The sequence below is a fragment of the Streptomyces sp. NPDC048671 genome, assembly GCF_055587045.1.
Genome location: NZ_JBVJHB010000027.1, coordinates 48,631 through 73,740, shown reverse-complemented (window position 1 = coordinate 73,740; position 25,110 = coordinate 48,631). Strand labels below are relative to the sequence as shown.

Sequence of the window (25,110 nt, the reverse complement as noted above, 5' to 3'; positions counted from 1 at the left end):
TATTCCTCAGTGCCGCTCTGCACCATCAGGGGACTGCCCGCCAAAACTGCTTACCTCCAGGAAGTTACCCACGGTGCTCAGTGGTCCCCAGCCCGCCTGCCTGGTGGACGCGGTGATCAAGACCTCCGGTACGCCCTCACCGACGGTGGACGCTGACGGCATATCCGCCGCCGTCGTAAGGGTCGGCATCCCAGGTGGCGAACCGGTCGACGAGGGTGAGGCCGGCCGCGGCGCAGCAGCCGTCGTAGTCCGACAGTGTGAGGTTGGGCGGCACCGGCAGGTGGGCTGCGTCCAGGCCGAAGCCGGCGACCAGCAGGCCGCCCGGACGCAGTGCCGCGGACAGGTGCTCAACCACCGTGCTCTCGGTGCCAGGGGCGAGCAACGGGAAAATATTGCCCGCAGCAACGACAAGGTCGAAGCCTCCCGCGATGCCGAGGAGGGCGGGCTCGAACTCGGCCAGATCGAGCTGGAACCAGGGCAGTCCAGGCGACTGTTTGCGCGCCACTGCCAGCATCGACGCATCAAGATCCACCCCGACACAGTCGTACCCGAGTTCCGCGAGCCGGATCATGACGCGTCCCGTACCGCACCCGGCATCCAGTACCCGCGCTCCGACAGGCACAAGAGCTGCACAGAACCGCGCCTCACCGTGCACGTTCTTGCCACTACGGGCGAGGGTCGCGAATCGTGCGGCGTAGTTCTCCCCGGACGCTTTCCCGGCCAAATCCGTCCAGCGACTCATAAGGACAACCATAGGGCGTCCGTGTGACTACGCGAAGAAGTGGCTGGACCCGCAGCGCTGAAGGCCACATCCTGCAGTCTTTCCAGTCGAAGTCTGGCGGCCTGAAGAACAACGAGGTCGCCAGGTGCGGCGAGTACCGTACCGAGCGGCTGATCCTCCGGGCACGCCGCATGGCCGCTGTCGGCTGACCCTGAAAACTCCGTCCACCGAGGTGAGCCCGGAACCGACCTCACCCATTCGCGAACTGGGCGTGCCGAGTGTGACGACAGCACGGTGCTCGACGCCAGTCCCTCGCAGGTCGGGTCCGGTGCGAGCGCTGTCCCTGGCCGAGGGCGGCGACGGCAGCGGGCGTGCTGACGGGACCGGACTGTGCCGGGGCCCTCGCTGGTAAACTAAGGACACGCTTCGAAACTGTTGGGGCCCGTGCCGTGGGGTACGGGCCCCGGCGCGTTCCGGGCGCCAGACCGAGGAAGGTGCCCGATGAACGCGAAGCCGCCGGCCCCGAAGGGCGAACTCACCACGCCGCAGACGGCTGCCCCTGGCCTGCCGCCGGTTGAGTCCTTCGACGCACTCGGACTGCCGCCGGAACTCACGGCGACGATGACCGGACTCGGCGTGACGGAGCCCTTCCCGATCCAGGCGGCGACCCTGCCCAACGCGCTGGCCGGCCGTGATGTCCTCGGCCGTGCGCGAACCGGCTCCGGCAAGACGCTTGCCTTCGGACTCGCGCTGCTGGCCCGGACGGCAGGTACGCAAGCGGAGTCGAAGCGGCCGCTCGCACTGGTCCTGGTCCCGACCCGGGAGCTCGCGCAGCAGGTGAGCGACGCGCTGACCCCGTACGCGCAGGCGCTGAACGTACGGCTGGCGACGGTGGTCGGCGGGCTGGCCATCAACCGGCAGGCGGCGCTGCTGCGGACCGGCGCCGAAGTGGTCGTTGCGACGCCGGGGCGGCTCGCCGACCTGGTATCGCGTCGGTTCTGCGATCTGCAGCAGGTGCGGATCACGGTGCTGGACGAGGCGGACCAGATGTGCGATCTGGGGTTCCTGCCACAGGTCTCGGAAATCCTGGACCAGGTCCGCCCCGACGGACAGCGGCTGCTGTTCTCGGCCACGCTCGACCGCAATGTCGACCAGTTGGTGCGCGACTACCTGCATGAGCCGGTAGTCGCCTCGCTCGACCGTGTGGCGGGCTCGGTCGCCACGATGGAACACCATGTACTGAACGTCCACCCCGCCGACAAGTACGCGACCGCGACCGAAATCGCCGCGCGGGACAGCCGGGTCCTGATGTTCCTGGACACCAAGGCCGGCGTGGACCAGTTCACCCGGCACCTGCGGGCCAGCGGCGTACGGGCCGGCGCCCTGCACAGCGGGAAGTCGCAGCCGCAGCGCGCGCACACACTCGCGCAGTTCAAGAACGGCGAGATCACCGTGCTGGTAGCCACCAACGTCGCAGCGCGCGGCATTCACGTCGAGGCGCTCGACCTCGTCGTCAACGTCGATCCGCCGGCCGACGCGAAGGACTACCTGCACCGTGGTGGGCGTACGGCTCGTGCCGGGGAATCCGGGAACGTGGTCACGCTGGTCACCCCGAACCAGCGGCGAGACGTGAACCGGATCATGACCGACGCCCGGATCCGGCCGACTGTCACCCAGGTGCGCTCCGGCGAGGAGAAGCTGACCGCCATCACCGGGGCGAAGCGCCCGCCGATCGAGGAGAAGGGCAGCGGCAACGCCCCCTTCCGTGGCATGGGCACTCGTCCGGGCCGTCCCAAGGAGTCCCGCAGAACGGCCGACGCCCGCAAGACGGCGGAAGCACGCGCCGCGGCCCGGGTACGCAAGGGCCGCTGACCCGGGCTGACGTACCGAGGAGGATCGAGCGCCCCCCGAGGCTGCCGCCCGTCCGAGCGCCGGGTCAGTGGTTGCTGCCGACCATGGGCGAGCACTTCAGCCAAGACGCCCTTGAGGACGTCGGCACCGGCATGGCTGTGCAGCGGGCCAACGGTCTGCACCCCGGGAGCCGGTGTGGCGTCGTCGATCCAATTCCCCTTCGGCTGTCGGCCGCTGCGCAGCCTAGGGCTACGGGCTACGGGGCGTAACTCATGACAGGCTTCGCGCGCCCATACGGCAACTGAGCGCATCGCTCGGTTGGTGCGGCCGTCGGACTTCCCCTGCAGTCCCACCGCTGCGACGCACTGCCCGAGGGTCCCTCGGATACGAGAGCCGTGTTCCGTGGCACGGGGCGTCGGGCCATGGGCATTACCGGTAGCGTGATCGTCTGCCGCATGGAATGTCCATGTGCCCGGCCGACCGGTGCGGGGGATCCGGTGGCGAGCGATGGGACCGTGATGAGCGAACTGACGAAGCCCAAACTTGAGGTTCTGGAGGGTGACCCGCCCACCGAGCTGACGATCCGGGACCTCGTGGTTGGGGACGGACCCGAGGCGCAGCCGGGCAGGGTCGTCCAGGTCCACTACGTAGGGGTCACGTTCGCCTCCGGAAGGGAGTTCGACTCCTCCTGGGAGCGGGACCGGCCGTTCAAGTTCGCCGTGGGCGGTGGCCGGGTCATCAAGGGCTGGGACCGGGGAGTGAGGGGAATGAAGGTCGGCGGCCGGCGAGAGATCATCGTTCCCCCGCGTCTCGGTTACGGCAGGCAGTCACCCTCTCCATTGATCCCGGCGGGCTCGACGCTGATCTTCGTCGTGGACCTGCTCACGGTCGTGGGCGGGCCCGCCGGAGCGAGCCCGGCTTTGACCGGCTCTGCCTGAACCTCTGGCGCTCCCGAGCGGCCGGGGCACCCTGTCACTGTCACGCAAGGACAGATGAGCGCATCGACAGACACCTCCTCAATCCATGGCGGGCGAGGTAACGGCCCGTCAAGAGTGCGCCTGTTCCCGGATTCGTTCAGAAGCAGCGTCGAACGGGCGTCACGAAGTGGTCGCCGGCAGTCGCTCGACTTCCCGCCCGCACCAACGTGCCGTGGACAACAGGGAGTTCTTCCATCGCGTGTTCCAGCCAGGGGCCACGGTGGGTGAGCCGGGGGTGCATCCGGTCCCAAGCCTTTGTGGCCGCTTTGCCGTAGCGGGTGGTGTCGGTGGCGGTGATGACGTCGGGTTCGTGCCAGGTCTCGGGCCGGGCGAAGGCGAGGACGCCGCCGTGCCGATGGGGCCGCCCGCCCTTGCGGCCCGACTGGGTGGGGCCAGGGTCGCGGAGCATGACCCGGTCCGAGCGCAGACGCCCGACAAGGACGACGGGAAGGTCGGCCAGGGCGTGGCAGAGGTAGGCGACGTCGTAGCCGGAGTCCATCACGATCAAGATCTTCGGATCGCCCGGATTCCAGCGCCCGGCGGCGATCAGCCGGCCCACCACCTCGCGGAGCTGGGCACCGGCAAGGCCGGTCAGCGCGCGACGCAGCCTTGTCGGCTCGGCCCAGCCCCGCTCCAGGGCCGCGTACAGAGCACCGTGGCCACGCCGAGCTCAGGCCCTGATGTTGCCGGCGCGCGAGAGCAGCAGGTGCAGTGGGTCGGTCTTGGGGTTGGGCGAGTCCCGGCGTCTGCGGTCGCGGGCCGCGACAGGTGCGCCGATGAGCGTCAAGGCCAGTTGGGCGGACAGGGGCGCGGCGCTTCCGTAGTACTCGGCGAGGCAGGTCCGCAGACGGGCGATGCGGGTTGCCAGGTCGCTGAGGGAGAGGGCGCCGAGGGTCGCGCTGGTGGTAATGCCATTTGCCCGGTCGAGTGGGAGGTCGTGGAAGTCATCCAGCAATTGGAAGACATCGCCCAACTCGACGAGAATGTCGCGCTCCGCTTCAGGCATTCCCGGGCGGAGCAGAGCGAACAGGGCAGCCATCCCCAGCCCGCCCTTCCCCCGGGCGATGTCCAGCACTTCGGCTGCTGAGATGTGAGAGCCCCGCTGGGCACGGGAGCGAAGTTGGAATGTGTGGAGTTCCCGGATGAGCGAGTGGATCGGGTCGCCGGCTGCGTGCGGCAGCCGTGCGGCGATCGTGGAGTGCAGGAGCAGCAGCAGGGCTTCCAACGGACTGCGGGGACGGAAAGTTTCGCCGGCGAACAGCGCGGTCAAGTCGCTGTCCAGGTCCTCACGTTCGCAATGGTCGATGAGATCGTCGTACAGACGTGTGAACGAGCTGCCCAGGACCGTCAGCTCGGCATCGAACGGCACGCGCGCCATGGTCGCGTACCCCCACATGGCGAGCCCCACCTTCACACTCGTGCCCATGAAGGACCTCTGGATCGCGTGCCGCAGGGTCGCGTCGCTGACAGTACGTTCGACAAGCGGAAGCACGCTACGGTCGAAGGCCCGCAGCACTCGCCGAGAGTCAGTGCGGACGAACCTCAGAACCGAACCCCACCCCCTCGCTGAGACGGCGCACCGTAAGACCGCCAGCGCATCCCGTTGTACCTCACGTTTCGCGTCCCCCATTCGAGAAGGCTTACCGCACTCCGCCCGGCATAGTCCATCGCTGGCCGCGCATCAACAGCATGGGGTGTTCGGGGTGACTCGGCGTGGCATTCGGGTACGTTCTATTGGAGGAGCACGGGGGCTGGGATGGGCGGGCGGACGTGAACACTTCAGCCGGAGTAGCCACATCGTCCGAACCCTCGGACCGGCACTTCGGTGCGCCGCGCCCTGACCTGCAAGTGCCCCTGTACCCGGCGGGATCGCGGTTCGCTGCGTTGGCCAGAATGACCCTGGTGCGGCTGCGAACTCCCCGATTCGCCGAGGCGCAGGCTGCGAACCGCTGGGGCCTGCTGGTTCTGGCGCTGCTCTGGGCGGGGCAGTTCGTGGTCGCGCCCTCGGCACGTTCCTACCTGGGCTGGACGCTGGTGGTGCTGTTGCTGTGGCTGCTGACCCGTGTGTACACATTGAGCAGGATCGAGCAGCGTCAACGCCTCTACGAGCAGCAGTGGTTGGCGGCGCAGACTGCGGCCCTGCGGGACACCTGGTTCGAGGTCGTACGGTTCACGGCCCATCGGCGGTACGGTCCGGGCCTCGACCGCTGGGACGAGTCGAAGTACGAACTGGCCTGCTCCCATGATGTACGTGAACTCCTGGCCCGCCAAGAGTCCGAGCGGGGGGCAGGCCAGTCCTCAAGAGTCACCATCGAGTTCACGTTCCCCCTGCCCGACTGCCAGTACGCGGCCCTGGCCCTTGCGCATGCGGATCTGGCGGGGATTGAGACGGTCGTCACCGGGCGACGCTCGCGCTCCGGAGGCGTTCGCTTCCCGCACGCCGCCTATCACGCCGAGGCACCCCACGGGCGGCGCGACAGAGCTCGACCGAGTCGCAGCACTTTCTGGGTGCTCGGCGTACCGGTGCTCTCCATGGCCGCTCCCGACACCGCGTCCGCCGCGCAGGCCGACTCGTCAGTCGGCGCCCGGTGAGCCCGGGGACGTCAGAGAGGGAGCGGTACGGCCTGCCGCCAGGCGGTGCTGCAGGGTAGCGTGCCGGAACTGGTAGTGCGCACCCGTCGAGCGCAGGACGCCGAGCTTGTGAGCATCGTCGAGAAACGCGACCAGATGCCAAGGAGTGTGGGCGCGCCAGGCCAGCCACCAGCGGGCCGTGAGGAAGCGGCCCCATGCGCTCGTCGCCAGCACGACCATGCCGAGACCTCCCCCGGACAGCAATGCGCCCACAAGGGCTCCCATGACGCCCCGCACCAGCGGGGACACCGAGAAGACCAGGTCGTAGCGCGCCTCGTCGCTCCCGGCCGTGGCGAGAAATCCACCCACGACCAGACCCGCCACTGATCCGAGCAGCCAGACGTACAGCACCGCGTTGCGATCGTCCAGCAGGGAGCGGAGCGGTGTGATTTCGTGCTTCGGCTCCGTGGGGCGGGTGAAACGGCGGGCCGTGGAGAAGACGAAGCCGAAGGCGAGGCCCGCGGTCAACCCGAACGCCGGTGAGTACAGCAGCGTCGCGATAAGCCCGCCGGTGACGAGGCCGATCAGACCGAAGCCGAGATCGATGAACAGTGGGCGCACCAGCAGTTGGTCATGCTGTCGGACGCGGCGCGGCGCGAAGCGCCGTGGTGGTTGCACTCTCACCAGGCCGAGCAGGGGACTGAACACCACGCCGACCGCGGCGCCGAACAAGGCTCCGAACGCTGGGCGTCCGAAGAGGCCGAAGACCAGCAGGCCGAGCAGACAACAGCTCGCCGTGCCGATCACTGCGGGGACTACGACAAACGCGTAGCGGGGCACCCCGGCGAGCGCGGGCAGCGCCCACCAGTTGAGATCGGCTGCGCCCTGTTCGCCGCTGCGGCGTTGGGAGTCGAGGCAGCCTGCGAGGAACGACAGGTATCTCTTCGCCTCGGGCGCCGGCCAGTCGCGGGAGGGGCGGGCCGGATTGCCTTCGTAGGCGCCCACCGGCGGCGACTCGAATACGACCGGGACGAACGTGTCGAGGAGATGTTCCTCGATCTGCTCGCTCGCTTCGAACCGAGCCCCATCGAGGAGGTCTTCCGGGGCACTGTCCCGGGGCTGGTAGGTGGCGCGAGCCAGGAAGAGCATCAGTGGCCGGGACAGGGTGGTGGCCAACGGGCCTGTGGCGTCCTCACGCAGGCTGCGCAGGACGGGCTGCCAGCGGTCCAGATCGTCGGGGAAGTGGGACTCCAGGTACGTGACCGTGTCCTCGGGCAGCAGAGGCAGCAGACGCACCGTCCGACTGTCCGGGAGGGGTTCTTCGGCCATCGCCGCCCGGAACTCATCCGAGCAGCAGGTCAGGACGGTGTCCGTCGGCAGGTGGGTGTTGTCGCGTAGCGTCCTGATTACCTGGGCGCGTGTCTCGAGCGGCAGCTCATCGAGTCCGTCGAGAATCGGTAGCAGCCGACGGTGGCGGAACAGTTCCATGGCCGAGCCCTGGCCGTACTTGGTCGTGTCGTTGAGGAACCGGTAGTCCTCCGTGACGCGCCGCACCATCCAGTCCTGAAAGCTCACTGCCGGGTCCCAGGTGGACAGCTGGAGCAGCACCGGCACACGCTGCGGGTCAGCTATACGGCACAGCTCCAGCGTAAGTTTGACGCACAGCCCAGTCTTTCCGGAGCCCACGTCGCCCACGATGACCAGGCGGGAGGGTTGGGCAAGGTAGTCGTCGATCAAGGTGTCGAGTGTGCCGTGTTGCGTCAGGGGACCGGTGTCCCCGGCGAGAGCAGCATGGGAGCGCGGATCATGGACGGTGTCCCAGCGGACGGGGATGCGATCGACCGCGAGATGCTGCTTGCGCCGACCTGCCTCAGTGGTCCAGTGGCGCTCCACCGCGCGGTTCAACGCCACGGCGGCGGCGTCAAGTTGAGCACCCTCACTGGGTTCGGCGTTCCACGCCCAGGTACGTCTGATGATGGCTTTGGCCGGGGAGGCGACCAGGATCGTCCCGCCGATCCCCAGAGCCGCCGTCACCGGCTCGAAGCCGAACTGGACCACCGCCCAGACGACCACTCCGACCCCTGTCAGCCAGAGAGCCAAGATCCATCGCTCTCTGTTCGTCATGGAATCATGAAATCTCAACTCGCCGGAGTCGTCTATAGGGTGGGCGGTATAGCGGGGCAACTCCTACCGCTGGAGCTGGGGTTCGGCTCGGGTCAGACGTGCTGACGGCGTCTGGACCGGCGGCAGGAGGCGGGAGTCTTCGACCGGCTGCACCAGGTCCTGCTCGCAGAGCTGAACACGGTCGGCGAACTCGACTGGTCACGGGCCTGCGTGGATGGTTCCCACATCCGCGCGAAAAAAGGGGGCGCCGACACCGGTCCGTCGCCGGTCGACCGGCGGAAGACGGGCAGCAAGCACCACCTGATCTGCGACGGACGCGGCACCCCGCTCAAAGTCATCACCACCGCGGCAAACGTCAACGACATCACCCAGACCCTCAGTCTGGTCGACGGCATCCCGCCCGTCGTGCTGGCCGGCCCTCAAACGTCTCGCAGTCCGATGGGAACGACGCCTCGAACTCCACGACGCCTTGGTCTCATTGGGCTGCAGCCTCATCTGCTGGAGGCGCCTCAAGGAAATCGGATCATGAACTTGTCCTGCGATTCCAGGAGTTACGGCTCACGATTGAGTTGGCGTATGACGCGAGATCGTGGACCCAAACCTGCAGGCGCCGTCTCCTGAGCATGTCCAAGAGAGGGAGGGTGTGCCGGTAGGTCGCTGACCAGGTGATGTCGGTGCCGCCACATGGGGCTCGGGCCAGGTCCACAGACCCTCGATGAGACGTGAACAGCCCTGCGGCCTGTTCGTAGCTGAACCGCTGGTCGGGAACCATCTCGACGACGCGCTCGCGGCAGCACACACGCCCCGTGCGGGAACGGATGGTGCGCAGGTCATCCACGCGTGCCGGTCGGTCGACTCCCGCAGGCACATCCCACTCGACGTCGGCGTAGGCGGACCACAACGGCCAGGATTCTGCATCCAGGAGCGCCGCGTAGACGATGGCGGCAGACGCCGATGAGTGCGAAGAAGCAGTAACACCGAGAGACGACACCCCAACAAGGGTAGACCGCGTCTCACCATGACCGGAAAGGGTTCCGGGTCAACCGGAAGAAGAGGACAGCGGCGGGCACGGGACGATATCTAGATCGTCCGGGCTCGCGGCGATATTTCAGCAGCCCCGCAGCTCGCAAGGGATCCGAATTTTGTGCGAAACCCGGAAGCCATCGAAAAGGCCTTGAAAATCTACAACGCGATCACTCCATGATGTATAACCTGTTAGTCGCCGGCGCGATGGAACCGCACATACTGGTAACCGTCCTGGCATCGGCCTTTGACGTGAGTGTCGCGGATGTGGATGTAGCCGACTACTTCGGTGATCCCGACCTGAGGAACTGGGAAGCCGCCGTCTCATGCCAGTACAGCACCCTTCGCGGAGACCTCTCTTGGGAGTTGGACATCTATGCGCAGGAGTTCGTTTCCGCTCCTCCCTCAGAATCGGCGTTGGCTCAGCGCGTAGCCACAGCAACCGAGTTGGTGGTGCTCTTCCCTGCGGAGCCGATCCCGCCAAGCGCCTACTGGGCGGCCACCCCTGAAGGGAACGTCACGCGGGTACGCCTCTACGAATCCGACGACGAAGCCCCCGTCCATGTGGTTGATGCCGCGGAAATCCCAATTCAACAGCTGCCGAACGCAAAGGTGATGAGGATCCCGTAGGTTGTCCGGGGGTTGAGGATCCCCCTGCTCCTGGGCGCGGAGGCGCGTGGCAGGCAACTGGGCTGGTGGTGGCACCGGCGGCCCGAGCCACTGCCCTGGTGACGCAAATCGTTCACCAGGGCGGCCGTGGCCGGCCGGCCGGACCCTCTCGCTTGGTCCGGCCGGACCTCACCCCCCACAGTCCTGCAGTAACGGGGCCACTACCCGAGGAACGACAGCCGCACCTGCCGGTCCGCATTGTCGACGTTCGTGTCGACCAGGCACACCGACTGCCACGTCCCCAGCTCCAGCCGCCCCGCGATCACCGGCAGCGTCGCGTGCGGCGGTACGAAGGCCGGGAGTACGTGGTCGCGGCCGTGGCCGGGGCTGCCGTGGCGGTGTTGCCAGCGGTCGTCGGCGGGGAGCAGCGTGTGCAGGGCGGAGAGGAGGTCGTCGTCGCTGCCCGCGCCGGTCTCCAGGACCGCGATCCCGGCTGTCGCGTGCGGTACGAAGATGTTGAGCAGGCCGTCCCGGCCGGCGGCGGCCCAGGTGAGGAACTGTTCGCAGTCGGACGTCAGATCGGTGACGGTCTCCGTGGTTCCCGTGGTGATGTGCAGGACGCTGGTGGTGAAGGCGGTGGGCATGGCTTCATTCTCCTGCCCGTACGGCAGGATCGCGCGTCCACGTGCCGAGACACCATTGACCGTTTCCTTAAGGAATCGCTACCTTCAGCGCCATGTTCCGATCAGCTCTGCTCACTTCGCGCGGTCACATCGACCTGCTGCGAGTGGCTTCCGCCGCGTGTTGTCGCGGCTGCTGACGTTCTCTCAGCGCATTTCCCGTCAGTGACCGGGCGCGAGACGCCCCCACGCTCCTGACGCCGTACGCGTCCTGCCCCACCTCTCCCGTGACGCTCAGCCCCGTCCGACGCCCGCGCCGGGTCCTCCGCGACCTCCGCCGGTGCGGCGCGGCTGTCGCGTGCCCGGGTGCCTGGGCACGCCCCTCCCCATGAACCGCTCGTGGAGCCCTCATGACTCTCGACCATGCTCTCGCCCCACCCGGCGTATCCCCTCGAACACCGAAATCCGGTCCGCCGGAGGGTTCGGCCGACCGGTGTCCGCTCGACCTGGAGGCCGTGACTCCGACCGCCGCCCGCGGAGCGCGGCTGCGGAACGTGCCGCGGTGGCTCCGGCGCACCGTCGGACCGCTGCTGCTGCTCGCCCTGTGGCAGGTGTTCAGCGCCACCGGTGTGCTGCATCCGGACGTACTGGCCTCGCCCGGCACCATCGCCCGCGCGGGATCGGACCTGATCGCCGACGGGACCCTGACCTCGGCGATGGCCATCTCGCTCCAGCGGGTGGCCGTGGGGCTGGCGCTCGGGGGCGCCGTCGGGACCGCGCTCGCGCTGGTCTCGGGGCTCTCCCGGCTGGGTGAGGATCTGGTCGACGCGAGCGTCCAGATGCTGCGCACCGTTCCCTGGGTCGGGCTGATCCCCCTGTTCATCATCTGGCTGGGAATCGGCGAGGCCCCGAAGGTGGCGCTGATCGCGCTCGGGGTGGCCTTTCATCTGTACCTCAACGTCCACGCGGGCATTCGCGGCGTGGATCCCCAACTCATCGAAGCAGGCGAGTCGTTGGGGCTCGGATGCTGGGGCCTGGTACGGCATGTGGTGCTGCCGGGGGCGCTGCCCGGGGCCATGACGGGGCTGCGCTACTCGCTGGCGACCGCCTGGCTGGCACTGGTGTTCGGCGAATCGGTCAATGCCGATGCCGGAATCGGCTTCCTGATGAACCAGGCCCGGGAGTTCTTCCGTACCGACGTCATCGTCGTCTGCCTGGTGGTCTACGCCTTCCTCGGCCTCACCGCCGACGTCATCGTCCGCATTCTCGAAAGGCTGCTGCTGCAATGGCGACCGACCTTCACGGGCCAGTGATCACCCGCTCCCCCGCCCCGGCCGACGCACTGCCACAGGCCGCCGTGCGTGTCGAGGGGCTGACCCGCTCCTTCGACGGCCGGGCCGTCGTCGACGGGCTCGATCTGACCCTGCGTGCCGGGGAGTTCACCGTGCTGCTCGGGCGCAGCGGATGCGGGAAGTCGACCCTGTTGCGGGTGCTCGCCGGCCTCGACCGGGAGATCCGGGGGACGGTACTGGTCCCCCGGCGCCGGGCGGTCGCGTTCCAGGCGCCGCGGCTGATGCCGTGGAAGCGGGTCTGGCGCAACGTACTGCTCGGACTGCCCGGGAAGCCCGAACGCGCATTGGCCGAGAAGGCGTTGGCGGAGGTAGGGCTCACCGAACGGTCCGGGGCCTGGCCCAGGACGCTCTCGGGCGGTGAGGCGCAGCGTGCCTCGCTGGCGCGAGCGCTGGTCCGCGAGCCCGATCTGCTGCTGCTGGACGAGCCGTTCGGCGCGCTCGACGCGCTGACCAGGATCAAGGCGCAGCAGCTGGTGGCCGAGCTCTGGCAGCGCCGTGGCTGCGCCGTGCTGCTCGTCACGCACGATGTGGACGAGGCGCTGCTCCTGGCCGACCGTGCACTGGTGATGCGGGACGGCGCCATCGCGTACGAGACCCCGGTCTCCCTGGACCGCCCTCGCAGCCCCGGCACTCCGGAGTTCGCCGCGCTGCGCACCCGGCTGCTCACCGAACTCGGCGTGGACACCGCTCCCACGCCCGCCGGAACCGCCTGAACATCCTGAAGCTCCTGAACCTCCTGAACCTCGCCTGTCCGGACCGGAGAGAGACGATATGAATCGCCGTACCCTGCCCGCGCTGCTGCTGCCCTTCGCCCTGCTGCTCACCGCCTGCGGCGGCGCGACCTCCGCCTCCACGGCGAGCAGCACCGACGGCAAGGGCAGCGTCACGCTCAACATCGGTGACCAGAAGGGCGGTTACGAAGCCATCCTGCGCGCCTCCGGCGAGCTGGACGATCTCGACTACCGCATCAAATGGTCCACCTTCACCTCCGGACCACCTCTGCTGGAGGCGGTCAACGCCGGGGCCGTGGACATCGGCGGGGTCGGCAACACCCCGCCGGTGTTCGCCGCCGGCGCCGGTTCCAAGGTCGTGGTGGTGGGTGCCACACACGGTTCGTCGGCAGGTGAGGCGATCGTGGTCCCCAAGGACTCGCCGCTGCGGGACCCGGCCCGGCTCAAGGGCGCGTCGATCGCTGTCGCCCAGGGCAGCTCCGCCCATTTCCAGCTGATCAGCTCACTGAAAAAGGCGGGTCTCAGCGTCTCCGACGTCAAGCTGAAATACCTTCAGCCGGCCGACGCACTGGCCGCGTTCAGCCGGGGCAAGGTCGATGCCTGGGCGATCTGGGACCCGTACACCTCGCAGGTGCTGCGCGGCGGCAAGGCGCGGGTACTGACCACGGGTGAAGGGGTCGTCAACGGCCTCGGGTTCCAGGTCGCCTCTCCCGCCGCGCTCAAGGAGTCCGGGAAGTCCAAGGCCATCGGCGATCTGCTGGTCCGGCTCAACCGGGCGCAGAACTGGGTGTTCAAGCATCCCGAGGCGTGGGCGAAGGTGTGGGCGAAGGAGACCGGGCTGCCCTACGAGGTGGCACTGGACGCCGTGAAGCTGACGTACGGCACCCGGGTCCCCGTCGCCATCGATCCGGCCGCGATCGCCTCCGAGCAGGAGATCGCGGACACCTTCGCCGATCTGAAGCTCATCCCGCACCGCTTCGTCTTCAAGGACTACGTCGATACCCGCTTCAACCGCGACCTCCCCGCGTCCTCGGCAACTCCCCGCTCGTACGGAAAGGCCTCCTCATGAATGTCCACCTGCACTGGTTCCTGCCCACGGGCGGCGACGGGCGCACACTCGTAGACCGGCACGCGTACACCGACGGCGGGATCAGGCGGGACCGGATCACTCCGGTCAGCGGGGTGCGCGCGCCCGACATCGAGTATCTGGCGCAGATCGCCAAGGCTGCCGAGCAGCTGGGGTTCGAGGCTGTGCTGACGCCGACCGGGACCTGGTGCGAGGACGCCTGGCTGACGACGGTGGCGCTGGCCCAGCACACCGAGCGGCTGAAGTTCCTGGTGGCGTTCCGGCCGGGCGTGATCTCGCCGGTGCTCGCCGCGCAGATGGCCGCGACGTATCAGCGGATCACCCGGGGGCGGCTGCTGCTCAATGTCGTGACGGGCGGGGACTCGACGGAGCAGCGGAGGTTCGGCGACCATCTGGACCACGACCGGCGCTATGCCAGGACCGCGGAGTTCCTGTCGGTGGTGCGGGGTGCGTGGAGCGGGCAGCCGTTCGACTTCGACGGTGAGCACTACCAGGTGGAGGGCGGGCTGACGGCGCTGCCGCCGGACCCGCTGCCGGAGGTCTTCTTCGGCGGCTCCTCGGCCGCGGCGGGGCCGGTCGCGGCGGAGCACGCCGATGTCTATCTGACCTGGGGCGAGCCGCCGGCTGATGTGAAGAAGAAGATCGACTGGATCCGGGGGCTCGCCGAGGAGCAGGGACGTACCGTCCGCTTCGGCATCCGGCTGCACACCATCTCGCGCGACTCGTCCCGCGAGGCGTGGGCGACCGCCGACCGGCTGCTCGGCGACCTCGACGCCGACACGGTCGCCGCGGCCCAGCAGGCGCTGGGAAGGAGCGAGTCGGTGGGGCAGCAGCGGATGCTGGCGCTGCACGGCGGCTCCCGCGACAAGCTGGAGATCGCGCCGAACCTGTGGGCGGGCGTCGGTCTGGTGCGCGGTGGTGCGGGCACCGCGCTGGTGGGCAGCCACGCGGAGGTCGCGGACCGGATCGAGGAGTACCACTCCCTGGGCGTGGAGCACTTCGTGCTCTCCGGGTACCCGCATCTGGAGGAGGCGTACTGGTTCGGTGAGGGCGTCACTCCGGAGCTCGCGGCCCGGGGACTGCTGTCGACGGTCCCGGCATCCCCGCTGCCGGCGGTGCCCGCGGCGAACGGCCGCCCGGCCTCCGCGCCGGGCGGGGCGCCGCTGCTGTTCGCCGGGGGACGCTGAGCCCCTCGGCGGGCGCGGGAAGATCCACGGCTCCGGCACAGTTAGTAGAAGCGTGAACAATACCGGGGTGCACTCAGTGGATGTCGTGGTGATCGGCGCCGGACAGGCGGGTCTGTCCGGCGCCTACCATCTGCACCGTACGGGCCTGGAGCCGGACCGCGACTTCGTGGTGCTCGACCACGCCCCGCGCCCCGGTGGCGCCTGGCAGTTCCGCTGGCCGTCGCTGACGTACGGCAAGGTGCACGGCATGCACGCCCTGCCCGGCATGGAGCTGACCGGTGCCGATGACAGCAGGCCCTCCTCCGAGGTGATCGGCGAGTACTTCGACGCGTACGAGCGCGCCTTCGGCCTGCGGGTGCACCGGCCGGTCGAGGTGAGCGCGGTGCGCGAGGGCGACGGCGGGCGGCTGCTCGTGGAGACCTCCGAGGGTACGTACGCGACGCGGGCCCTGATCAACGCGACGGGGACCTGGGACCGGCCGTTCTGGCCGCGCTACCCGGGCCAGGACACCTTCCGGGGCCGCCAGCTGCACACGGCGAACTATCCGGGGCCCGCCGGGTTCGCCGGACAGCGGGTGGTCGTGGTGGGCGGCGGGGCCTCCGGAACCCAGCATCTGATGGAGATCGCGGAGGTGGCCGAGGACACCCACTGGGTGACGCGTCGGCCGCCGGTCTTCCGGGAGGGCCCGTTCGGCGCGGACGAGGGACGCGCCGCCGTCGCCATGGTGGCGGACCGGGTGCGGCGCGGGCTGCCGCCGCAGAGCGTGGTGAGCGTGACCGGGCTGCCGGTCACCGATGCCGTCCGGCGCGCCCGCGCGTCGGGGGTGCTCGACCGTCTGCCGATGTTCGACCGGATCACACCGGCCGGAGTCGCCTGGGACGACGGTCGCACCGTCGAGGCCGATGTCATCCTCTGGGCGACCGGCTTCCGGCCCGCCGTCGACCACCTCGCCCCGCTGCGACTGCGCGAACCCGGTGGCGGCATCCGGGTGGAGGGGACACAGGCGGTACGCGACGAGCGCGTCCAGCTCGTCGGCTACGGACCCTCCGCCAGCACGATCGGCGCCAACCGGGCGGGGCGGGCCGCCGCACGGGCGATCGGACGGCTGCTGGACCGGGCCGAGCCGGGCGCGGAACGTACGGCTGCCGCGGCCTGAGCGGGTCGGGGCGTGGGGCGGGCGGCTGCCGCGGCCTGAGCACATCGGGGCGTGGGGCGGGCTGCCGGGGTCTTGAATGCGTCGGCCGTGGCGCGCCGAAGGCGGGGGCCACACAGGGGGCCACGCAGAGGGCCGCTCAGGGAACCACTTGGGGGGCCACTCAACTGGCCACTCAGCTGCTCAGCCGTTGGCGGCGCTGCGGCGGTTGCGGTTGAACTCCGCGACGTTGCGCTGCTGCTCCGCGTAGTCGGCGGTGAAACGGGTGTCGCCCGGCGCGACGGTGACGAAGTAGAGCCAGGGGCCGGGGGTGGGACTGATCGCGGCCACCATCGCCTGCTCCCCCGGATTGCCGATGGGGGTGGGCGGCAGGCCCTTGCGCTCATAGCTGTTGTACGGACTGTCGATCTTCGTGTCGCCCGTGGTGGTGTCCAGGGTGCTGCGGTTCATCGCGTAGTTGAGCGTGGAGTCCATCTGGAGCGGCATGTCGCGCGCGAGCCGGTTGTGGACGACCCGGGACACCTTGCCCATGTCCGGCGCGGTGTCCGCCTCGGCCTGCACGATGGCGGCGATCGTCACCGTCTGGTAGACCGTGACGCCGTTGCGCCGCGCCCCGGCCGTGATGTGGTCCGCGCCGAACCGCTTGACCGCCGTGTCCACCATGTAGCGCAGCAGGCTCTCCGGGGTCGTACCGGAGGTGACGGGGTACGTCGCCGGGAAGAGGTAGCCCTCGGGGTTGCCCTTCGCCGCGGCCGGCAGGGGCAGGTCCGCCGTGGCGACGGCCTTCTCCGCGGTGCCGGAGGGCTCGTCGAGCACCTTGTCCACGGCCTCGTACACCTGGGAGGCCCGCCACCCCTCGGGGATCACGAGGGACCGGGTCCGCTCGGTCGTCGGCTCCCTCGTCAGCAGCGGTACGAGTACGGCGGCGGCCACCACGAGGACGAGGACGGCGCCGACGAGCAGCGCCAGCCGGCCGCGCCGGGACGGGCGGAGCTTGCGACGGGGCGGGGTGTCCGGGGACTCGTTCACCATGCGGGCACGCTATCCCGCACCGATCCTCCCGTCCGGCACCCCGCCTCCGGCGACACGCGCGCCCCGCACGCCACACCCCGCACCACGGAGGGCGAACACACGAACAGGGGATCGGATGTTCGCTGGAACGTGTGGTCGTATCGGTATTCGTTGCTCAACCGCTGTGCGCTACATGATGATTACAGGGCGCAAGCGACGGGCTGCAGACCGCGACTGTGCTGTCCCAGAGATGCACCATGTACAAGGAGAAACACCAGATGAACATCCTCACCAACCTGCTCGCCGGCGTCGTCCACTTCGTGGGTTGGCTCATCTGACCGTTGTCCGATCAGGCGCCGTCGCTCCCCGTCCCACGGGAGCGGCGGCGCCGTCGTGTGTGCCGTGCGCGTCCGTGCGGGGTGCTGCGTTCAAGGTTCGCCGCATTCGGGTTCACTGCGCCGCGAAGGAGGAGAACAGTTCGACGAGCAGCTGCGGTGCCCGGTCGTTGAAGATCATCTCCAGGCCCTCGGCGGACTCCTGAGCGCTCTTCCGGCTCCGCGTGAAGAGGGGTGCCTCGTAGGCGGCCAGGGCTGCTTCGACGTCACCCGGGTGAGCGGCGAGCGCCCGGCCCAGGTCCGCGCCGTCGATCATGGCGAGGTTGGCGCCTTCGCCCGCGAAGGGGGACATCAGGTGGGCGGCATCGCCGAGCAGGGTGACGCCCGGGGTGCGCTTCCACTCCTGCCCGGCGGGCAGTGCGTGAATGAGGCGCGGCACCGGCAGGCCGTCGCAGTCGGTGATCAGCCGGCGGAGGCCGGGCGCCCAGTCCGCGAAGTGCTCGGCCAGCGTGGCCCTGGAGGCCTCCGCGTCGGTGAAGTCGATCGTAGACAGCCAGTCCTCGGCGGCGCGCAGCGCGGCGTAGACGTGGAGGCTGCCGTCCGATTCGCGGTGCGCGAGGAATCCCCGGTTGTCGCCGAGCGCGAAGAACATTCCGCCGCCGATGAGTTCGGCGCACTCGGGGTGCCGGGTGTCGGCTTCGAAGAGGTCCAGTTCCACGAAGGAGATGCCGGTATAGGCAGGGACTGCGTCGGAGAGCAGCGGACGGATACGGGACCAGGCGCCATCCGCCCCGACGAGCAGTCCGGCCGTGAAGGCGGTGCCGTCGGCGAGCGTGACCCGGTGCTGTCCGGCGCCGGCCGGACCGGCACCGGTGATCTTGCTGCCCCAGCGCACGGTGCCCTCGGGCAGTGAGTCGAGCAGCAGGTCGCGCAGGTCTCCGCGGTCGATCTCGGGCCGGCCGCCCGCACCGTCGTCCGCCCGATCGAGCAGTACCCGGGCCCCCTTGTCCAGGACCCGCATGGCTTCGCCGCCGGGGTGGACCTTCTCCCGGAACCTCTCGTGCAGTTCGGCGGCGCGCAGGGCGGCCTGGCCGGTCTCCTCGTGGATGTCGAGCATGCCGCCCTGGGTGCGGGCGTTCCGGTCGGCCTCCAGATCGAAGACGGCCGCCTCGATCCCGTTGATGTGCAGTACGCGGGCGAGCGTGAGGCCGCCGAGACCGGCGCCGATGATCGCGATCGGGTGGTGGTGCGTGGTGCTCATGGTGGTACCTCCAGCTCGTGCGGGAATACCGGCCGCGCAGTCCGGTGCACTGCGAGCCTGTCCCCCTCGGCGGCAACGGAAGGACGAGGGGCGCACACCCCACAATAACGAACGCGTTCGTCACGAACAAGTTCGTTCCCGCGAATGGAGTTCGTCCGGTCCGGCTGTTCAGCCTGCCGCGGGGGCCAGCTGGGTGTCCCTGCGGACCAGGGCCGCATAGCGCCCGCCCTGGTCGAGCAGTTCCTCGTGGCTGCCGCGCTCCGCGGTCCGCCCGCCGTCCAGGACGACGATCTGATCCGCGTCACGCACGGTGGAGAGCCGGTGAGCGATGGTGAGCGTGGTGCGTCCGGCGGAGAGCGCGTCGATCGCTTCCTGCACGGCGAACTCGGTGCGGGTGTCCAGGGCGCTCGTCGCCTCGTCCAGGATCAGCACCGGCGGGTCGCGCAGGATCGTGCGGGCGATGGCCAGGCGCTGCTTCTCACCGCCCGAGAAGCGGTAGCCGCGCTCACCGACCAGGGTGTCGTAGCCGTCGGGCAGCGAGGCGATGTGATCGTGGATCTGTGCCGCGCGGGCCGCCGCCTCGATCTCCTCGTCGGTGGCCTCCGGCTTGGCGAAGCGCAGGTTCTCGGCGACGGAGGCATGGAAGAGATACGTCTCCTGGGAGACCACCCCGATGGCCCTGGCGAGGGTGTCGAAGTCCAGATCGCGCACATCGACGCCGTCCAGCGTGACCCGGCCGCCCGAGACGTCGTACAGGCGCGGCACCAGGTAGCTGAGGGTGGACTTTCCGGAGCCGGTGGGACCCACGACGGCCAGGCTGCCGCCGGCGGGCACGGCCACGTCGACGCCGCTGAGGGTGGGGCCGCTCTTCTCGTCGTAGCTGAAGTCGACGTTCTCGAAGCGGACCTCGCCGCGGATCTTCTCCAGTCGGACCGGGTTCTCCGGCTCGGTGATGTCCACCGTGAGGTCGAGGTATTCGAAGATCCGCTGGAAGAGCGCGAGGGACGTCTGCATCTGCACCCCGGTGGAGAGCAGGCTCACGGCGGGCCGGAAGAGGCCCTGCTGGAGCGAGACGAAGGCGACGAGCGTACCGATGGAGACGGCGGGTCCGCTGGACTGCAGGGTGATGCCCGCGGCCCAGTAGATGACGGCCGGCATGGCGGCCATGACGATGCCGATCGTCGACATCCGCCAGCGTCCGGCCATGCTGGAGCGCACTTCGAGGTCGACCAGCCGCTCGGACTCCTCGGTGAAGCCCTTGGTGAGCGACTCCGACCGGCCCATGGTGCGGCCGAGCAGGATGCCGCTGACGGAGAGCGATTCGGTGACCGTGGCCGCCATGGCGGCCATCTGCTTCTGCCGCTGGGTGGTGATCTTCTTGCGCTCCCGGCCGACCCGGCGGCTGATCCAGACGAAGACCGGCAGCAGGAGCAGCGAGACGACGGTGAGCCGCCAGTCGAGCGCGAGCATGGCGATGACGGTGGCGATGACCGCGGTGAGGTTGGAGACCAGCGAGGTCGCCGTCGAGGTGACGGTGGCCTGCATGCCTCCGATGTCGTTGGCGATCCGGGACTGGACCTCGCCCGTGCGGGTTCTGGTGAAGAAGGCGAGCGGCATCCGCTGGAGCTGGGTGTAGACCGCGGTGCGCAGGTCATGCATCACGCGCTGGCCGACGGTGGTGGAGATGAGGGTCTGCAGCACGCCGAAGACACTGTTCATCACGGCGGTGAGGATCATGCCGAGGGCGAGCAGCGAGAGGAGCCCGGTCCGTCCCTGCGGGATGGCGGTGTCGAGGATTTCGCGCAGCAGGAACGGCGAGGCGACCGACACCAGCGACGAGGCGCCGACGAGCAGTCCGACCACCGCGAGGCGGCCACGGTACGGATGGAAGAGGCGGAGGATGCGGCGCAGCTCGGCGGGCGGCTGCTCGGCCTCCCTGGGCGGGGGCGTCCACGTGGGTTCGTCGGGTTTCATGGGCTCCTTCGTCAGGCGTGCGGCAACAGGGAGAAAAGGCTGCGACCACCTGCGCCGGTATGCGCGTCAGCGGTCCGTGATGGTCCGGATCGACAGTGCGGATCGTCGTCCGGATCGTCGGTCCGGATCGACGTCCCGTCGGGATCCACGGTCCGTGACAGTCGAGCAGATAGGAGCATAGCTCATTGTTACCTGTACTCACAATGAACCAGATCCTGATATTGTTCCCCGTATGGATTCCCCCGACCCCGACGGCCTGCTCGCCGAACAGCTGCTGCGGCTGACCCGCAGGCTCCAGCGCATTCAGAGCCGTCAGCTGGAGCCGGTCGGCATCACCCCCGCGCAATTCCGGCTGCTGCGCACCGTCGCCCACTACGACGGTCCGCCGCGGATGGCGGATCTCGCGCAGCGCCTCGATGTGGTCCCGCGTGCCGTGACCACGCTGGTGGACGGCCTGGAGGCCAGCGGCCGGGTGCGCCGGGCCCCCGATCCGGACAGCCGCCGGGTGGTCCGGATCGAGATCACCGACGAGGGCATCGCCACCCTCCGGTCGCTGCGCAACGGGCGCCGCGCGGCCGCAGAGGAGATCCTGGCTCCATTGACCGCCGAGCAGCGCGAAGTGCTCGGCGGGCTGCTGACCGCTCTGGTCAATGGAATGCCGGAGCGCCGCTGCTGACCGGGCGCGAAGCACCGCGCCGAGCCGCCGAGGGGACCTCGAATGCCGCTGCTGGAGCCGAAGCCGGAAGCCCTGAGCCCCGGCGCGATGCGCAGCCCCACCCACGACCGGGTGCCCGACGAGCGGGCGCCGGGCACACCTGAGCCGCTGCGGGGCGAGCTGACGGCCCTGCTGGGGCCGCGGAAGGTGCTGTGGAAGATCTCCGACCTGGTGCGGTACGCCTCCGATGCCAGCCCCTACCGGTTCGTGCCCCAGGTCGTCGTCGTCCCCGAGGACATCGACGACATCTCGGCGATCCTGTCGTACGCGCACGGCAAGGGCCGCAACGTCGTCTTCCGGGCCGCGGGCACCAGCCTGAACGGCCAGGCGCAGGGCGAGGACATCCTCGTCGACGTACGGCACCACTGGGCCGGTATCGAGGTCCTGGACGGCGGCGCGCGGGCCCGCATCCGGCCGGGGACGACGATCATGCGGGCCAACGCCACCCTGGCCCGGTACGGCCGGCTGCTCGGCCCCGACCCGGCCAGCGCCATCGCCTGCACGATCGGCGGGGTCGTCGCCAACAACGCCTCCGGGATGACCGCGGGCACCAGCCGCAATTCGTACCGGACCGTCTCGTCGCTCACCTTCGTGCTGCCCGGCGGCACGGTGGTGGACACCGGCGACCCCTCGGCGGACGAGGACCTGGCGCACGCGGAGCCGCAGCTCTGCGCGGGGCTCCTCGCGCTGAAGGCGGAGATCGAGGCCGATGCCGCACTCACTGCCCGGATCCGGGCCAAGTACGAGATCAAGAACACCAACGGGTACCGGCTCGACGCCTTCCTGGACGGCACGACACCCGTGGAGATCCTGCGCGGGCTCATGGTCGGCTCCGAGGGGACCTTCGGCTTCATCTCCGAGGTCGTCTTCGACACGCTGCCGCTGGACCGCCGCGTCTCCACCGCGCTGCTCTTCTTCCCGTCCCTGACCGCGGCGGCGGCCGCCGTCCCGCTGTTCAACGAAGCGGGCGCCATCGCCGTCGAGCTGATGGACGGGAACACCCTGCGGGCCTCCGTCAGCGTCCAGGGGGTGCCCGCCGACTGGGCCGGGCTGCCGAAGGCGGCCGCGGCGCTGCTGGTGGAGTTCCGTGCCCCGGACGAGGCGGGCCAGGAGGCCTGCGAGCGGGCGGCGGCCGGTGTCGTACGCCGGCTGGAGCTCGTCCGGCCCGTCACCTCGGTGACCAATGAGTTCACCCGGGACGCCGGGACGATCTCCGGCTACTGGAAGGCCCGCAAGGCCTTCGTCACCGCGGTCGGCGGCTCCCGGCCGTCCGGTACGACACTGATCACGGAGGATTTCGCCGTCCCGCCCTCGCGGCTGGCCGACGCGTGCGAAGCGCTGCTGGAGCTCCAGGCCGAGCACGGTTTCGACGCCGCCGTCGCGGGCCACGCGGCCCACGGCAACCTGCACTTCCTGCTCGCCTTCGACGCGGCGAAGCCCTCCGACGTCGACCGGTACGCCGCCTTCATGGCGGACTTCTGCAAGCTGACCGTGGAACAGTTCGACGGATCACTCAAGGCGGAACACGCCACCGGCCGCAATATCGCGCCCTTCCTGGAGCTGGAGTGGGGACCGCGGGCGACCGAACTGATGTGGCGGACCAAGCGGCTCATCGACCCCGACGGGGTGCTGGCGCCCCGGATCGTCCTGGACCGCGATCCCAAGGCCCACCTGCGCGGCCTGAAGACCATCCCCCGGGTCGAGCCGGTGGCCGACCCGTGCATCGAGTGCGGGTTCTGCGAACCGACCTGCCCGAGCCACGACCTGACCACGTCGCCGCGCCAACGCATCGTGCTGCGCCGGGAGATGATGCGGCAGCCGGGCGGTTCGCCGGTGGAGACCGGGCTGCTCGACGCGTACGGCTACGACGCCGTCGACACCTGCGCGGGCGACTCCACCTGCAAACTCGCCTGTCCGGTCGGCATCGACACGGGCGTCATGATGAAGGACTTCCGCCATCAGCGGCACTCCCCGCGCGAGGAACGGATCGCCGCGCTCACGGCGAAGAACTTCCGCGCCGTGGAGGCGGCGGCCCGGCTCGCGGTCGCCGCTGCGAGCCGGATCGACGACCGGCTGCTGGAAGGCGTCACCGCTCTCGCCCGCCGGGCCGTGCGCCCCGATCTGATGCCCGCCTGGCTGCCGGAGATCCCCGGTGCCGCCGCCCGGAAGCTGCCGCCCACCTCCAGGGCGGGAGCGAGCGCCGTCTACTACCCGGCCTGCGTCAACCGCATCTTCGCCGGCCCCGAGGGGCAGCACGTACCGTCCCTGCCGCAGGCCGTGGTCGCCGTGTCGGCGCGCGCCGGAAAGCCGGTCTGGATCCCGCCGGACACCGCCGGGACCTGCTGCGCGACGATCTGGCACTCGAAGGGGTACGACACCGCGAACGCCGTGATGGCCAACCGGATCGTGGCGGCGGCCTGGGGCTGGACAGCGGGCGGAAAGCTGCCGTTGGTCGTCGACGCCTCCTCGTGCACGCTGGGCATCGCCCATGAGGTGGTGCCGTATCTGACCGAGGACAACCGGGCGTTGCACCGCGAGCTGACCGTCGTCGACTCCCTGGTCTGGGCCGCCGACGAACTCCTGCCGGAGCTGACGGTGCTGCGTCGCGCCGGCTCCGCGGTCCTGCATCCGACCTGCTCGATGGAGCATCTGGGCGATGTGGAGCACATGCGCACGGTCGCCGAGGCCTGCGCGCAGGAGGTCGTCATCCCGGACGACGCCGCTTGCTGCGGATTCGCGGGCGACCGCGGCATGCTGCACGAGGAGCTGACGGCCTCGGCGACCGCGAAGGAGGCCGCCGAGGTGAACACCCGGGAGTACGACCGGTATCTCTCGGCCAACCGGATGTGCGAGATCGGCATGGACCGGGCGACGGGCCGTTCGTACTACTCGGTGCTGATGGAACTGGAGCGGGCGACCCGGCCCGGTCCCGGTCAGGTCTGAAGGCTGGCGCGGTCGCCCATGACGACGACCGGGTGCTGCTTCGGGTCAAGAGTGCGCAGCAGCTTCTCCATGGCGGCCTTCGGCAGGCTCACACACGCCGATGTGCCGCTGCCGTGGTCCATGTGCAGCCAGATGCTGCCGCCCTTGGACTGGCCCTCGGGCCGTGTCGGGTCGTTCGGAGCGGTGCCCTTGACGCGGTTGTAGTCGATGGCGATGACGTAGTCGAAGTCGTGCCAGTGGGACTTGGCCCAGTAGTGCGGTGCCTGGATGGACGCCGTCTCCGTGTACGGGAGCAGGGCGCCGGGGTCGGGCAGCACACCGCCCGCGTCGGTGAGGCCGAAGACACCGACCGGGCTGCGCTTGTCGTCCTCGTGGTGGTCGGCGGCCCAGCCCTTCTTGCCGTTGTGGGCCTTCCATCCGGCGGTCTTGTCCCAGGTGGAGCCGGTTCTGGTGTAGAGCACGACAGTGGAGTCCGCGGAGTTCCTGCCCTCTCCGTAAACGGTGACGACCTGACGGGAGTTGGCCGGGATCTTCGACTGCAACCGGTCGCCGACATCCGGAATGCGCTTCAGGTCGGCCGTCTGCGCCTTGTCCTTCGGCGTCCCGGCACCGGCCGACCGCGCGTCGCCCTTCTGCGCGTCGGATCCACCGCCGCATGACGTCAGAGTCGTGAGCAGGACACCGCAGGCGGCCGCCGAGACCACCACTCGTACCGTACCGGCTATATGCATCCGCCCATGGTCGCACTCCGTGGCGTCCGGCCCCGCCGGCCCGTGCGGGCCGCGGCGAATGCGTGCCGAATCTTTACTCCCTCACCCACCGGTGCCTGCCGCGCGGCCGGCCCGGGTCCGTGCGGCGGCCGGTC

Annotated in this window: 22 protein-coding genes and 1 pseudogene; 13 read left to right on the top strand and 10 right to left on the bottom strand. The window is 69.6% G+C overall.

Annotation, left to right across the window (positions count from 1 at the left end):
- Positions 1–136 precede the first annotated feature (136 nt).
- Positions 137–742 carry a class I SAM-dependent methyltransferase gene (locus ACZ6S6_RS36045; protein ID WP_362956764.1) on the bottom strand — a complete coding sequence of 202 codons (606 nt, stop codon included), beginning with the start codon at positions 740–742 and terminating at the stop codon, positions 137–139.
- 480 nt (positions 743–1,222) lie between these two features.
- On the opposite strand from ACZ6S6_RS36045, the gene ACZ6S6_RS36040 reads away from it, so the two are divergent.
- Together ACZ6S6_RS36040 and ACZ6S6_RS36035 are read left to right on the top strand one after the other, a co-directional pair.
- Positions 1,223–2,593 (top strand): DEAD/DEAH box helicase, encoded by a 1,371-nt coding sequence (locus ACZ6S6_RS36040; protein WP_469709248.1) that lies wholly within the window; start codon positions 1,223–1,225, stop codon positions 2,591–2,593.
- A 497-nt stretch (positions 2,594–3,090) separates the two neighbouring features.
- The gene (locus tag ACZ6S6_RS36035; protein ID WP_469709246.1) at positions 3,091–3,510 is read left to right on the top strand and encodes an FKBP-type peptidyl-prolyl cis-trans isomerase; all 420 of its coding nucleotides are present in this window, start codon (positions 3,091–3,093) and stop codon (positions 3,508–3,510) included.
- A 151-nt stretch (positions 3,511–3,661) separates the two neighbouring features.
- Here ACZ6S6_RS36035 and ACZ6S6_RS36030 read toward each other — a convergent pair.
- Together ACZ6S6_RS36030 and ACZ6S6_RS36025 are read right to left on the bottom strand one after the other, a co-directional pair.
- Positions 3,662–4,216: pseudogene (locus ACZ6S6_RS36030) on the bottom strand (transposase); the annotation flags it as partial.
- Between the two features lie 3 nt (positions 4,217–4,219).
- On the bottom strand, positions 4,220–5,065 hold the full coding sequence (locus tag ACZ6S6_RS36025; RefSeq protein WP_362956756.1) for a hypothetical protein: 846 nt from the start codon (positions 5,063–5,065) through the stop codon (positions 4,220–4,222).
- 386 nt (positions 5,066–5,451) lie between these two features.
- Between ACZ6S6_RS36025 and ACZ6S6_RS36020 the strand changes: the two genes are divergently transcribed.
- Positions 5,452–6,141 (top strand): hypothetical protein, encoded by a 690-nt coding sequence (locus ACZ6S6_RS36020; RefSeq protein WP_469709244.1) that lies wholly within the window; start codon positions 5,452–5,454, stop codon positions 6,139–6,141.
- Here the strand turns inward: ACZ6S6_RS36020 and ACZ6S6_RS36015 are convergent.
- Positions 6,124–8,178, bottom strand: coding sequence for an NACHT domain-containing protein (locus ACZ6S6_RS36015; protein WP_469709242.1), 2,055 nt, complete (start codon positions 8,176–8,178; stop codon positions 6,124–6,126). The two genes, ACZ6S6_RS36020 and ACZ6S6_RS36015, sit on opposite strands and share 18 nt — an antisense overlap.
- Positions 8,179–8,454: 276 nt before the next feature.
- Here ACZ6S6_RS36015 and ACZ6S6_RS36010 point away from each other — a divergent pair, with 276 nt between their 5' ends.
- A complete protein-coding gene (locus ACZ6S6_RS36010; protein ID WP_469709240.1) occupies positions 8,455–8,865 on the top strand; it encodes a transposase in 411 nt (136 codons plus the stop codon).
- Here ACZ6S6_RS36010 and ACZ6S6_RS36005 read toward each other — a convergent pair.
- Positions 8,768–9,235: an SRPBCC family protein gene (locus ACZ6S6_RS36005; RefSeq protein WP_469709238.1), complete on the bottom strand. Its 468-nt coding sequence runs from the start codon at positions 9,233–9,235 to the stop codon at positions 8,768–8,770. The genes ACZ6S6_RS36010 and ACZ6S6_RS36005 overlap by 98 nt on opposite strands.
- Positions 9,236–9,444: 209 nt before the next feature.
- Here ACZ6S6_RS36005 and ACZ6S6_RS36000 point away from each other — a divergent pair, with 209 nt between their 5' ends.
- A complete protein-coding gene (locus ACZ6S6_RS36000; RefSeq protein ID WP_469709236.1) occupies positions 9,445–9,897 on the top strand; it encodes a hypothetical protein in 453 nt (150 codons plus the stop codon).
- Between the two features lie 200 nt (positions 9,898–10,097).
- Here the strand turns inward: ACZ6S6_RS36000 and ACZ6S6_RS35995 are convergent, their stop codons facing one another.
- Positions 10,098–10,520, bottom strand: a complete 423-nt coding sequence (locus ACZ6S6_RS35995; RefSeq protein ID WP_469709234.1) for a YjbQ family protein — start codon at positions 10,518–10,520, stop codon at positions 10,098–10,100.
- A gap of 92 nt (positions 10,521–10,612) precedes the next feature.
- Here ACZ6S6_RS35995 and ACZ6S6_RS35990 point away from each other — a divergent pair, with 92 nt between their 5' ends.
- From ACZ6S6_RS35990 to ACZ6S6_RS35965, 6 genes are all read left to right on the top strand, one after another.
- Entirely contained in the window at positions 10,613–10,696 is an 84-nt protein-coding gene (locus ACZ6S6_RS35990) for a putative leader peptide (RefSeq protein WP_311307964.1), read from the top strand.
- A 210-nt stretch (positions 10,697–10,906) separates the two neighbouring features.
- Positions 10,907–11,809: an ABC transporter permease gene (locus tag ACZ6S6_RS35985; protein WP_469709232.1), complete on the top strand. Its 903-nt coding sequence runs from the start codon at positions 10,907–10,909 to the stop codon at positions 11,807–11,809.
- Positions 11,782–12,561 carry an ABC transporter ATP-binding protein gene (locus ACZ6S6_RS35980; protein WP_362956735.1) on the top strand — a complete coding sequence of 260 codons (780 nt, stop codon included), beginning with the start codon at positions 11,782–11,784 and terminating at the stop codon, positions 12,559–12,561. Before ACZ6S6_RS35985 ends, ACZ6S6_RS35980 begins: the two co-directional genes overlap by 28 nt.
- Positions 12,562–12,619: 58 nt before the next feature.
- Complete coding sequence (locus tag ACZ6S6_RS35975) at positions 12,620–13,648, top strand: ABC transporter substrate-binding protein (RefSeq protein ID WP_469709229.1); 1,029 nt, start codon at positions 12,620–12,622, stop codon at positions 13,646–13,648.
- Complete coding sequence (locus ACZ6S6_RS35970; RefSeq protein ID WP_362956729.1) at positions 13,645–14,853, top strand: LLM class flavin-dependent oxidoreductase; 1,209 nt, start codon at positions 13,645–13,647, stop codon at positions 14,851–14,853. Before ACZ6S6_RS35975 ends, ACZ6S6_RS35970 begins: the two co-directional genes overlap by 4 nt.
- Positions 14,854–14,920: 67 nt before the next feature.
- Complete coding sequence (locus tag ACZ6S6_RS35965) at positions 14,921–16,009, top strand: NAD(P)-binding domain-containing protein (RefSeq protein ID WP_362956726.1); 1,089 nt, start codon at positions 14,921–14,923, stop codon at positions 16,007–16,009.
- 180 nt (positions 16,010–16,189) lie between these two features.
- On the opposite strand, the gene mltG is transcribed toward ACZ6S6_RS35965, so the two are convergent.
- The 3 genes from mltG to ACZ6S6_RS35950 form a co-directional block, all read right to left on the bottom strand.
- Positions 16,190–17,038, bottom strand: a complete 849-nt coding sequence (gene mltG, locus ACZ6S6_RS35960; RefSeq protein WP_469709228.1) for an endolytic transglycosylase MltG — start codon at positions 17,036–17,038, stop codon at positions 16,190–16,192.
- A gap of 429 nt (positions 17,039–17,467) precedes the next feature.
- Complete coding sequence (locus ACZ6S6_RS35955; protein ID WP_469709226.1) at positions 17,468–18,613, bottom strand: FAD-dependent oxidoreductase; 1,146 nt, start codon at positions 18,611–18,613, stop codon at positions 17,468–17,470.
- Between the two features lie 168 nt (positions 18,614–18,781).
- Positions 18,782–20,587 carry an ABC transporter ATP-binding protein gene (locus tag ACZ6S6_RS35950; RefSeq protein ID WP_362956717.1) on the bottom strand — a complete coding sequence of 602 codons (1,806 nt, stop codon included), beginning with the start codon at positions 20,585–20,587 and terminating at the stop codon, positions 18,782–18,784.
- A 232-nt stretch (positions 20,588–20,819) separates the two neighbouring features.
- Between ACZ6S6_RS35950 and ACZ6S6_RS35945 the strand changes: the two genes are divergently transcribed.
- Positions 20,820–21,263: a MarR family winged helix-turn-helix transcriptional regulator gene (locus tag ACZ6S6_RS35945; RefSeq protein WP_363072851.1), complete on the top strand. Its 444-nt coding sequence runs from the start codon at positions 20,820–20,822 to the stop codon at positions 21,261–21,263.
- A 42-nt stretch (positions 21,264–21,305) separates the two neighbouring features.
- The gene (locus ACZ6S6_RS35940; RefSeq protein WP_469709224.1) at positions 21,306–24,245 is read left to right on the top strand and encodes an FAD-binding and (Fe-S)-binding domain-containing protein; all 2,940 of its coding nucleotides are present in this window, start codon (positions 21,306–21,308) and stop codon (positions 24,243–24,245) included.
- Here ACZ6S6_RS35940 and ACZ6S6_RS35935 read toward each other — a convergent pair.
- Entirely contained in the window at positions 24,236–24,976 is a 741-nt protein-coding gene (locus ACZ6S6_RS35935; protein ID WP_469709222.1) for a hypothetical protein, read from the bottom strand. The two genes, ACZ6S6_RS35940 and ACZ6S6_RS35935, sit on opposite strands and share 10 nt — an antisense overlap.
- Between the last annotated feature and the right edge of the window lie 134 nt (positions 24,977–25,110).

What these genes read in the sequence shown, in the direction of transcription:
- ACZ6S6_RS36045 (WP_362956764.1), bottom strand. Translation starts at nt 742, where the DNA reads ATGAGTCGCTGGACGGATTTGGCCGGGAAAGCGTCCGGGGAGAACTAC.
- ACZ6S6_RS35990 (WP_311307964.1), top strand. Translation starts at nt 10,613, where the DNA reads ATGTTCCGATCAGCTCTGCTCACTTCGCGCGGTCACATCGACCTGCTG.
- ACZ6S6_RS35950 (WP_362956717.1), bottom strand. Translation starts at nt 20,587, where the DNA reads ATGAAACCCGACGAACCCACGTGGACGCCCCCGCCCAGGGAGGCCGAG.
- ACZ6S6_RS35995 (WP_469709234.1), bottom strand. Translation starts at nt 10,520, where the DNA reads ATGCCCACCGCCTTCACCACCAGCGTCCTGCACATCACCACGGGAACC.
- mltG (WP_469709228.1), bottom strand. Translation starts at nt 17,038, where the DNA reads ATGGTGAACGAGTCCCCGGACACCCCGCCCCGTCGCAAGCTCCGCCCG.
- ACZ6S6_RS35935 (WP_469709222.1), bottom strand. Translation starts at nt 24,976, where the DNA reads ATGCATATAGCCGGTACGGTACGAGTGGTGGTCTCGGCGGCCGCCTGC.
- ACZ6S6_RS36000 (WP_469709236.1), top strand. Translation starts at nt 9,445, where the DNA reads ATGATGTATAACCTGTTAGTCGCCGGCGCGATGGAACCGCACATACTG.
- ACZ6S6_RS35940 (WP_469709224.1), top strand. Translation starts at nt 21,306, where the DNA reads ATGCCGCTGCTGGAGCCGAAGCCGGAAGCCCTGAGCCCCGGCGCGATG.
- ACZ6S6_RS35945 (WP_363072851.1), top strand. Translation starts at nt 20,820, where the DNA reads ATGGATTCCCCCGACCCCGACGGCCTGCTCGCCGAACAGCTGCTGCGG.
- ACZ6S6_RS35980 (WP_362956735.1), top strand. Translation starts at nt 11,782, where the DNA reads ATGGCGACCGACCTTCACGGGCCAGTGATCACCCGCTCCCCCGCCCCG.
- ACZ6S6_RS36035 (WP_469709246.1), top strand. Translation starts at nt 3,091, where the DNA reads ATGAGCGAACTGACGAAGCCCAAACTTGAGGTTCTGGAGGGTGACCCG.
- ACZ6S6_RS35970 (WP_362956729.1), top strand. Translation starts at nt 13,645, where the DNA reads ATGAATGTCCACCTGCACTGGTTCCTGCCCACGGGCGGCGACGGGCGC.
- ACZ6S6_RS35975 (WP_469709229.1), top strand. Translation starts at nt 12,620, where the DNA reads ATGAATCGCCGTACCCTGCCCGCGCTGCTGCTGCCCTTCGCCCTGCTG.
- ACZ6S6_RS36040 (WP_469709248.1), top strand. Translation starts at nt 1,223, where the DNA reads ATGAACGCGAAGCCGCCGGCCCCGAAGGGCGAACTCACCACGCCGCAG.
- ACZ6S6_RS35955 (WP_469709226.1), bottom strand. Translation starts at nt 18,613, where the DNA reads ATGAGCACCACGCACCACCACCCGATCGCGATCATCGGCGCCGGTCTC.
- ACZ6S6_RS35985 (WP_469709232.1), top strand. Translation starts at nt 10,907, where the DNA reads ATGACTCTCGACCATGCTCTCGCCCCACCCGGCGTATCCCCTCGAACA.